We start from the raw sequence: 7,886 nt of genomic DNA, 5'->3' as shown, positions 1-7,886 counted from the left end.
GGGGCTGATGGGTCAGCGCAGGACCGTTGGCGCCATGGATGGCGCCATCGAGCCCCCATGGGTGAGGGCGCTTTGCTTGCGAAGCACTGCTTCGCAAGCGCCCGAACGCACAGCCGCCAGCGGCTGGGCCGGACCGCGGAGCGGGGGTTAACGGCGTGTCCTGCGCTGGCCCATCAGCCCCTGCCTGCCAGGAAGAATCAAGGCGACGAACGCCCAAGCATTTCAATCCCGCCCCTTGACCTCAACCAATGTTGAGGTGCGATAACAATCTCCCCACGGCCAGCCCTCTGGCCTTCCCCACGGAGATTGCTTCGATGTCGTACTCGCTTCCCCCACTGCCCTATGCCTACGACGCCCTTGAGCCGCACTTCGATGCGCGCACGATGGAGATCCATCACAGCAAGCACCATCAGACCTACGTCAACAACCTCAATGCCGCCATCGAGCAGGCCGGCCTGGCTGCGCAACCGGTCGAGGCGCTGATCGCCAACCTCGATGCCGTGCCCGAGGCGCAGCGTGGCGCAGTGCGCAACAACGGCGGTGGCCACGCCAACCACAGCCTGTTCTGGACCGTGCTCGGCGCCAACGGCGGCACGCCCGATGATGAGCTGGCCGCCGCCATCGACCGCGACCTCGGCAGCTTCGATGCCTTCAAGGACGCCTTCACCAAGGCCGCACAGACCCGCTTCGGCAGCGGCTGGGCCTGGCTGACCAGTGATCGCGCTGGCCGCCTGCAGGTCGAAAGCAGTGCCAACCAGGACAGCCCGCTGATGGGTGCAGCCGTCGGCCTGTCCGGCAATACCCCGATCCTCGCACTGGACGTCTGGGAGCACGCCTACTACCTGCACTACCAGAACCGTCGCCCGGACTACATCGGTGCGTTCTTCAACATCATCAACTGGGCCGAGGTCGGCCGGCGCTACCGCCAGGCCCGGGCCTCATGAGCGGTGAGACACTGCCGTACGCCGGGCCGTGGGCGGGGGTATTCCCTGCCCCGGCCCCGGTGCCGTCGGTCGAGATGCCGCCGCGTGCCTTGCGGCGGTTGCTCGGCCATTTCCCTACCGGCGTGGCCATCGTCTGCGCACGCGATGCGCAGGGAAAGCCGGTCGGCCTGACCATCAATTCGTTCGTACCGGTGTCGCTGCAGCCGCCACTGGTGCTGTGGAACCTGGCGTTGCATGCACAGAGCCTGTCCACCTTCCAGCGTGCCACCCGCTTTGCGATCAGCGTGCTGGCAGCCGATCAGGAGGGGCTGGCACGGCGCTTCGCCGATCCGCAGGTACGCAACCGCTTCGACGACCTGCCACTGCTGGACGACGACGAAGAGGCACCGCCGCGCATTGCCGGTGCGGTGGCCCATCTCACCTGCACCCGCCACGCGCAGTGGCCGGTGGGCGATCACCTGTTGCTGGCCGGCCGCATCATCGAGGTCAACGAGAACGGCGGCGCGCCGCTGCTGTTCCATCGTGGCCGCTTCCAGCCCGGCCCGGCCGAGCTGCTTGTGGAGGTGCGCGGATGAACATCGAGGCTCTGGAATGCATGCTGGCCAGCGGCAAGGACGGCGCGCTGCTGCGCTTCGGCCTGGGCAAGGGCTGGCTGGATGCCGGCAACCCGGTGCGCGCGGCCACCCATCTGGGCCGCTGCGTGGTGCTTGATCCACAGTACTCGGCCGCGTGGAAGCTGCTGGGCAAAGCCTGGCTGGCCAGTGGCCAACCGCAGGCGGCACGCGAGGCCTGGCAACGCGGCCTGAGCGTGGCCGGCAGCAAGGGCGACCAGCAGGCACGCAAGGAAATGCAGGTGTTCCTGCGACGCCTGGACCGCGATCAAGCGGCCCTGGCGAAAGCGGGCTGAGCCGATCAGCCCGCGTTGGCCGATGCCGGTGCGGACATGATGTCCGACATCGGCAGGCGGCGTGGCTTGCTCGGGAACGCGTGGCGCAGGATGCGCCAGACCACCTGGCCGAACTGGCGCGGCAGCGACCCGTTGTTGTAGTGCTGGCCGTAGCGGCGGCAGATGTCCTTCACTTCCTTGGCAATGGCCGCATAGCGGTTGGCCGGCAGGTCCGGGTAGAAGTGGTGCTCGATCTGGTGGCTGAGGTTGCCCGACAGCACGTTGATCAGGAAGCCACCACTGATGTTGGACGAACCGCGCAGCTGGCGCAGGTACCAGTGTCCACGCGATTCATTGCGCAGGCACTCCTTCGGGAAGGTCTCCGATTCGGCGGTGAAGTGGCCGCAGAAGATGATCACGTAGGTCCAGATGTTGCGCAGGCCATTGGCCACCAGGTTGCCCAGCATCACGGTGAGGAAGAACGGGCCGGCCAGCAGCGGGAAGAACACGTAGTCCTTCAGCACCTGGCGCAGCATCTTGCGCGCCACCGGGCGGGTCTGCAGCCACATCGCACGCGCACTCATGCGGCCCTTCAGCCAGCGGCCCAGGCGCAGGTCCTGCGCAGCCACGCCCCACTGGAACAGCAGTGCGAAGATCGGCGCGATGATCGGCTGCAGCAGGTAGAACGGCTTCCAGCGCTGTTCCGGGAAGATCCGCAGCAGGCCGTAGCCGATGTCATCGTCCATGCCACGCACGTTGGTGTAGGTGTGGTGGCGGAAATTGTGGGTCTTGCGCCAGTTGTCGGCAGTGGCAACGATGTCCCACTCGTAGGTGTTGCCGTTGAGCTTGGGGTCGCCGGTCCAGTCGAACTGGCCGTGCATCACGTTGTGGCCCAGCTCCATGTTCTCCAGGATCTTCGACAGCGCCAGCAGCAGCGTGCCGGTGATCGCGGCCGGCCACAGCAGCGGCATCCAGAACAGTGGCGAGAACGCCGCCAGGAACAACAGGCCACGGCCACCCACGCCGAACCAGCGCACGGCGGCGGCCACGCGGCGGATGTAACGGGTATCGGAGGCACCGAGGCTGCCGATCACACGGTCGCGGATCGCGTCGAGTTCCTCACCGAAGGCATGCATCTCGGCAGTACTCAGGGCACGGTCGGTAGCGCGGGTCATGGCAGGCGTCCTCAGAGATCCAGGGTCAGGTCGGTGGTCGGTGCGCTCACGCAGATCCGCACCGGCTGCGCCGATCCGGATTGCAGGTCGCCGGTGCGCAGGTGGCGGGTGGCGCCACTGACGCGGTCACAGCTGCAGGTGTTGCAGATGCCCATGCGGCAGCCGTGCCTGGGCTTGATGCCATGGGCCTCCAGGCTTTCCAGCAACGAGCTGCCGCGCGGCACGCTCAGCTGGCGGCCACTGCGGGCCAACGTCAGCACCACCTCGCCTTCGCTGCTGGCGTCGTTCAGGGGCGCTGGCGGAGTGAACGCTTCTGCCTGGAAACCCGCGACCTGGTGCGCCAGGCGTTCGCGCGCAGCGGCAACGAATCCATTCGGGCCACAGGCCAGTACATGGCGCTGCGCCAGCGGCGTGTCATCGCCGGTTACCTGCAGGTCGTGGGTATCGATGCGTGCGGCGGGTACATCGCCTTCGCGGGTGGTCAACAGGTGCACGCGCAGGTTCGGCTGGCTCGCGGCCAGCGCCTGCAGTTCATCACGGAACTGCAGGTGGGCGGAACTGCGCTCCCAGTAGAAAAGATCCACGGGCGCGGCCAGCGGGCGCTGGCAAGCCTCGCGCAGCAGGCTGCGCATCGGCGTGATGCCACTGCCGGCGGCCAACAACAGCGCCGGCGCCGCCGCCGGCAACTGGAATTCACCGAACGCAGCCCCCAGGCGGAACAACTCGCCCGGCTGCGCATGGTGGACCAGATGCTGGCTGACCCGGCCGCCATCGACCGCCTTGACGGTGAGCGCCAGCTCGCGCCGCCCCAACGCGGTGGGGCTGTAGCTGCGCTGCCACAGGCGTCCTTCAATCTCTACACCCAGGGTGACGTGCTGGCCGGCGCGCATGCCGGCCCAGTGCCGGTTGGTGCGCAGGACCAGGGTCGACGCGCCGTCGCCGGCCGGCTCACGCCGGACCAGGCGGGCCACCGGCTCATGCAGGGTCCACAGGGGATTGAGCTGGCCCGCCCAGAAATCGAACAGCGACGGCGAGACCCAGCGGTACGGAGAGAACAGGGACGGACGGACGACAGCGCTCATGGGCGAACTATACGGGCGCACATACACCTGTGTATACATGTGTATATTGAACCGGATTGGGTATGATTCAGCCTCGCCCCACCGGAACCCCCATGGCCGCCGCCACCGCCTTGTCGACGCCCGAAGATGCCAACAGCCCGGCCCGCCGTACGGTGAGCCGCGAGGATCTGCTGGCCGCCGCCCTGAAACTGATCGGGCCGCACCGCAGCCTGTCCACGCTCAGCCTGCGCGAAGTGGCACGTGAGGCCGGCATCGCGCCGAACAGCTTCTACCGGCAGTTCCGCGACATGGACGAACTGGCCGTGGCGCTGATCGATGCCGCCGGCCGCTCGCTGCGCACCATCATCGGCGAGGCCCGCCAGCGCGCCACCTCTACCGCCAGCAGCGTCGTGCGGGTCTCGGTGGAGACCTTCATGGAACAGTTGCGCGCCGACGACAAGCTGCTGCACGTGCTGCTGCGCGAGGGCGCGGTCGGCTCGGACGACTTCAAGCACGCGGTCGAACGCGAGCTGCACTATTTCGAGGAAGAGCTGCAGCACGACCTCGTGCGCCTGGCCGCACTGGATGGCGCCGTGCTGCATGCCCCGGAACTGGTGGCCAAGGCCATCACCCGGCTGGTGTTCGCGATGGGCGCCACTGCCATGGACCTGCCGCCTGAGAAGGATCCGGAGCTGGTCGAGCAGATCTCCACGATGATCCGCATGATCATCGTCGGCGCGCGCACCCCCGCCGCATTCCGCCGCGGCTGACAATCCGCTCCCAGGGTCGGATCCCTTTCCAAAGGAAAGGGCTCTGACCCCGTCCCCCTGCACCACACGGCAACGCCATCCTCCGTGCATGACCACCGGCAGGGTTGCGGCTGTCGTATGTAATGTTATAACACCCGCATGATCCACCTGGATGGGTGCTCCTCACCAAATTGCCGCAGCTTCGTTATATAGCACTTGCTATATTCATAAGCCACTGCTTTCATATGCACCAGCCAGGTCGCCCTCGCCGCCCTCCCTCCCCAAGGACGACGCCTCATGCCCGTTTCCCTCCTTCGCCGCCTGCCACTGGCTACCGCCATTGCCCTCACCCTGCCACTGCCCGCATTGGCGGCCGCCCCGAAACCCACCGAACTGGACAGGGTGCAGGTGAAAGTCAGCACCGCCACCCGCAGCGAACGCCTGCTGTCGGACGTGCCGATCCGCACCGAGGTGCTGCGCAAGGAAGACATCGCGCTGCGTGCGGCCACCGACTTCTCGCGTGCCGCCGAGCTGATCAACGGCCTGCGCGTGGAGAGCAACTGCCAGAACTGCAACACCAGCGAGGTGCAGCTGCTGGGCCTGCCGGGCGCCTACAACCAGCTGCTGTTCGATGGCATTCCGCTGCTGTCCACGCTGGGCAGCGTGTACGGCCTGGAACAGATTCCGGCCGGCTTCGTCGACCGCATCGAAGTGGTCAAGGGCGGCGGCTCGGCGCTGTATGGCCCGGGTGCGGTGGCCGGTGTGATCAACCTGATCCCGCCGCTGCCGGCGCGTAGTGGCGGCCATGTGCAGGCCGGCGTGGACGTGCTGAAGGGCACACCGCAGAAGAACGCCGACGTGCGACTGGATCTGGTCGCCAAGGACGCAGACGCCGGGCTGTCGGTGATCGCCCAGCGCAACTGGAACAGCGGCATCGACTACAACGGTGACGGCTACACCGAAATCACCCGCAAGAACCTCAAGGTCGGCGGGCTGCAGGCCTGGTATGCGCCCACGCCGGGCACGCGGCTGCGCCTGGACCTGCAGGTGACCGATGAAACCCGCCGCGGCGGCAACCGCCTGGACCAGCCCGAGTACCTGGCCAACATCGCCGAATCGCTGGATACGAAGTACCGGCGCGGCAGCGTGTCGTGGGACCAGGAGATCAATGCCGACGTCGACTTCCGCCTGGCCTACGCCTTCGCCGACATCGACCGTGACAGCTTCTATGGCGGCCTGGGTGACGTGGTCACCGATCCCTCTGCCCCTGGCTATGACCCGTCACAGTTGGACCCGAACGTGGCTGGCAGCGCGGCCTCGCGCTCGTGGCGCCAGTACGGCCGTACCCACAACCCGCTGCACTACATCGACAGCCAGTTGAACTGGCGGCTGGGCGCGCACGCGCTCGCCTTCGGCGTGCAGTACAAGCACGAGGCGCTGCGCGACGACAACCGCACCGGTGACGGCCAGCGTCTTGCCGTGCTGGAGGATGCAACCTTCCACAACCTGGGCGCCTTCATCCAGGACGAATGGAGCCTGCGCGACGACGTCGACCTGGTGCTGGGCGCACGCGTGGACAAGAGCTCGGAGCTGGACAACGCGGTCTTCTCGCCGCGCATCGCGCTGGCCTGGCAGGCCACCCCGAACCTGAAGTGGCGCGCGGGCATCGCCACCGGCTTCCGCGCCCCGGAGATCTTCGTCGAGGACGTGCATGTCGATACCTTGGGTGGCGAACAGGTGCGCGTGCGAAACGCCGACGGCCTGAAGGAAGAGCGCGCATTGACCACCCTGTTCGGCTTCGACTGGCGTTCGGACCCGGCCAATCCGGTCTGGAGCTGGGACGCCACCGCCTCGTATGCGCGCATCCGCGATACCTTCGCGCTGGGCGAGATCCAGCGCGGTGATGACGGCCAGCTCAGCCAGCTGCGCTACAACGCCTCCGGCTCGAATGTGCTGGGCGCAGAGACCAACCTCGGCTGGCAGCCGTCGCCACAGTGGCGCCTGACCGCCGGTGCCTCCTGGTACCGCTCGCGCTTCCGCGAACCGCAACGCATCTTCGACGACACCGGCGACGGTGGCGACACGGTCATCGAGAGCCGCGACTACCTGAAGACGCCACGCTGGACCGGCCTGGCCCAGCTCAGCTGGATGCCGGCCGAGCCGTGGGAAACTTTCGTGGCGCTGCGCCACACCGGACCGATGTCGGTGCTGAACAACCGGCTGGGCGAACTGCACCGCACGCGTTCATTCCTGGTGACCGACCTCGGTGCGCGTTGGCACCGTCACCTGGGCGCGCAGGCACAGCAGGAAGTATCGGTGGCCGCAGGCGTCAAGAACGTGTTCGACCAGCGCCAGAAGGACCTGGAAGTGGGCGCGCTGCGTGACAGCGACTATGTCTACGGGCCGCGTTTCGCGCGCTCGTGGTACGTAAACCTGCGCTATGCGTTCTGAGGCCCTGCGAACGCTGTTGCTGACGTGTGCCTTGCTGCTGGCTGCACCGGCGACGGGCGCGGACCTGCATGCGCAGGTTTCCGCCTCGCTGATGCGGCCCGAGCAGCGCTCGCTGCGGCCGATGCAGTGGTCGCCGCCACCGAAACTGGTGGCACTGTACTTCGGCGCCGACTGGTGCGCGCCGTGCCATGCCTTCGTACCCACACTGCGCAGCGTGCGCGACGCGTTGCGCGAGGCCGGCGCCGACACCGAAGTGGTGTATGTCAGCCTCGATGAGAGCGAGGCCTCGCTGCGCCGCTACATGCACGCGCAGGACATGCCGTGGCCCGTGCTGGACCCGCGCCGCGCCGCGCGCATGCCTGCACTGCAGGCCTTGGCCGGTTTGGGACCACCGAACCTGGTGCTGATCGATGCCGACGGTGCGGTGCTGGCCAATGGCTGGCAAGGCCGGCGCTACGAAGGACTGCAACCTGTATTGAAGGAATGGACGAAACGGGCGTGCGCGCAGCAGCAGGCCCATTGCCCCAACGCCGGCATCCAATCACGGTAGCGCCGGGGCCAGCCCCGCGAAATGCGCGACGCCACACAACGGCCGCCGGGCATGGCCCCGCGCTAACCCT

8 protein-coding genes are annotated in these 7,886 nt (G+C 67.4%); 6 read left to right on the top strand and 2 right to left on the bottom strand.

Features of this window, described 5'->3' with window-relative positions; translation table 11 throughout:
* Positions 1–314: 314 nt before the first annotated feature.
* The 3 genes from V3B30_RS19020 to V3B30_RS19010 are packed head-to-tail and all read left to right on the top strand — an operon-like array spanning position 315 to position 1,851.
* Positions 315–944, top strand: a complete 630-nt coding sequence (locus tag V3B30_RS19020; protein WP_262083262.1) for a superoxide dismutase — start codon at positions 315–317, stop codon at positions 942–944.
* Entirely contained in the window at positions 941–1,519 is a 579-nt protein-coding gene (locus V3B30_RS19015; protein WP_100472917.1) for a flavin reductase family protein, read from the top strand. The genes V3B30_RS19020 and V3B30_RS19015 overlap by 4 nt, the downstream gene beginning before the upstream one ends.
* On the top strand, positions 1,516–1,851 hold the full coding sequence (locus tag V3B30_RS19010) for a tetratricopeptide repeat protein (RefSeq protein ID WP_100472919.1): 336 nt from the start codon (positions 1,516–1,518) through the stop codon (positions 1,849–1,851). The genes V3B30_RS19015 and V3B30_RS19010 overlap by 4 nt, the downstream gene beginning before the upstream one ends.
* A 5-nt stretch (positions 1,852–1,856) precedes the next feature.
* Here V3B30_RS19010 and V3B30_RS19005 read toward each other — a convergent pair whose 3' ends face one another.
* Both V3B30_RS19005 and V3B30_RS19000 read right to left on the bottom strand, forming a co-directional pair.
* Positions 1,857–3,005: an acyl-CoA desaturase gene (locus tag V3B30_RS19005; RefSeq protein ID WP_075677930.1), complete on the bottom strand. Its 1,149-nt coding sequence runs from the start codon at positions 3,003–3,005 to the stop codon at positions 1,857–1,859.
* Positions 3,006–3,016: 11 nt separating this feature from the next.
* Positions 3,017–4,087, bottom strand: coding sequence for a ferredoxin reductase (locus V3B30_RS19000; RefSeq protein ID WP_262083261.1), 1,071 nt, complete (start codon positions 4,085–4,087; stop codon positions 3,017–3,019).
* A gap of 92 nt (positions 4,088–4,179) precedes the next feature.
* Here V3B30_RS19000 and fabR point away from each other — a divergent pair, with 92 nt between their 5' ends.
* The 3 genes from fabR to V3B30_RS18985 all read left to right on the top strand — a co-directional run bounded on the left by fabR (position 4,180) and on the right by V3B30_RS18985 (position 7,816).
* The gene (gene fabR, locus V3B30_RS18995) at positions 4,180–4,836 is read left to right on the top strand and encodes an HTH-type transcriptional repressor FabR (protein WP_100472925.1); all 657 of its coding nucleotides are present in this window, start codon (positions 4,180–4,182) and stop codon (positions 4,834–4,836) included.
* A 276-nt stretch (positions 4,837–5,112) separates the two neighbouring features.
* The gene (locus tag V3B30_RS18990; RefSeq protein ID WP_262083260.1) at positions 5,113–7,266 is read left to right on the top strand and encodes a TonB-dependent receptor; all 2,154 of its coding nucleotides are present in this window, start codon (positions 5,113–5,115) and stop codon (positions 7,264–7,266) included.
* Positions 7,256–7,816: a thioredoxin-like domain-containing protein gene (locus V3B30_RS18985; protein ID WP_262083259.1), complete on the top strand. Its 561-nt coding sequence runs from the start codon at positions 7,256–7,258 to the stop codon at positions 7,814–7,816. Before V3B30_RS18990 ends, V3B30_RS18985 begins: the two co-directional genes overlap by 11 nt.
* Positions 7,817–7,886: the final 70 nt, after the last annotated feature.

It is taken from the genome of Stenotrophomonas sp. SMYL41 (assembly GCF_036319965.1).
Taxonomy (GTDB): domain Bacteria; phylum Pseudomonadota; class Gammaproteobacteria; order Xanthomonadales; family Xanthomonadaceae; genus Stenotrophomonas; species Stenotrophomonas maltophilia_R.
This window is presented reverse-complemented; position numbering and strand designations above follow the sequence as displayed.

What these genes read in the sequence shown, in the direction of transcription:
- V3B30_RS19020 (WP_262083262.1), top strand. Translation starts at nt 315, where the DNA reads ATGTCGTACTCGCTTCCCCCACTGCCCTATGCCTACGACGCCCTTGAG.
- fabR (WP_100472925.1), top strand. Translation starts at nt 4,180, where the DNA reads ATGGCCGCCGCCACCGCCTTGTCGACGCCCGAAGATGCCAACAGCCCG.
- V3B30_RS18990 (WP_262083260.1), top strand. Translation starts at nt 5,113, where the DNA reads ATGCCCGTTTCCCTCCTTCGCCGCCTGCCACTGGCTACCGCCATTGCC.
- V3B30_RS19010 (WP_100472919.1), top strand. Translation starts at nt 1,516, where the DNA reads ATGAACATCGAGGCTCTGGAATGCATGCTGGCCAGCGGCAAGGACGGC.
- V3B30_RS19000 (WP_262083261.1), bottom strand. Translation starts at nt 4,087, where the DNA reads ATGAGCGCTGTCGTCCGTCCGTCCCTGTTCTCTCCGTACCGCTGGGTC.
- V3B30_RS19005 (WP_075677930.1), bottom strand. Translation starts at nt 3,005, where the DNA reads ATGACCCGCGCTACCGACCGTGCCCTGAGTACTGCCGAGATGCATGCC.
- V3B30_RS18985 (WP_262083259.1), top strand. Translation starts at nt 7,256, where the DNA reads ATGCGTTCTGAGGCCCTGCGAACGCTGTTGCTGACGTGTGCCTTGCTG.
- V3B30_RS19015 (WP_100472917.1), top strand. Translation starts at nt 941, where the DNA reads ATGAGCGGTGAGACACTGCCGTACGCCGGGCCGTGGGCGGGGGTATTC.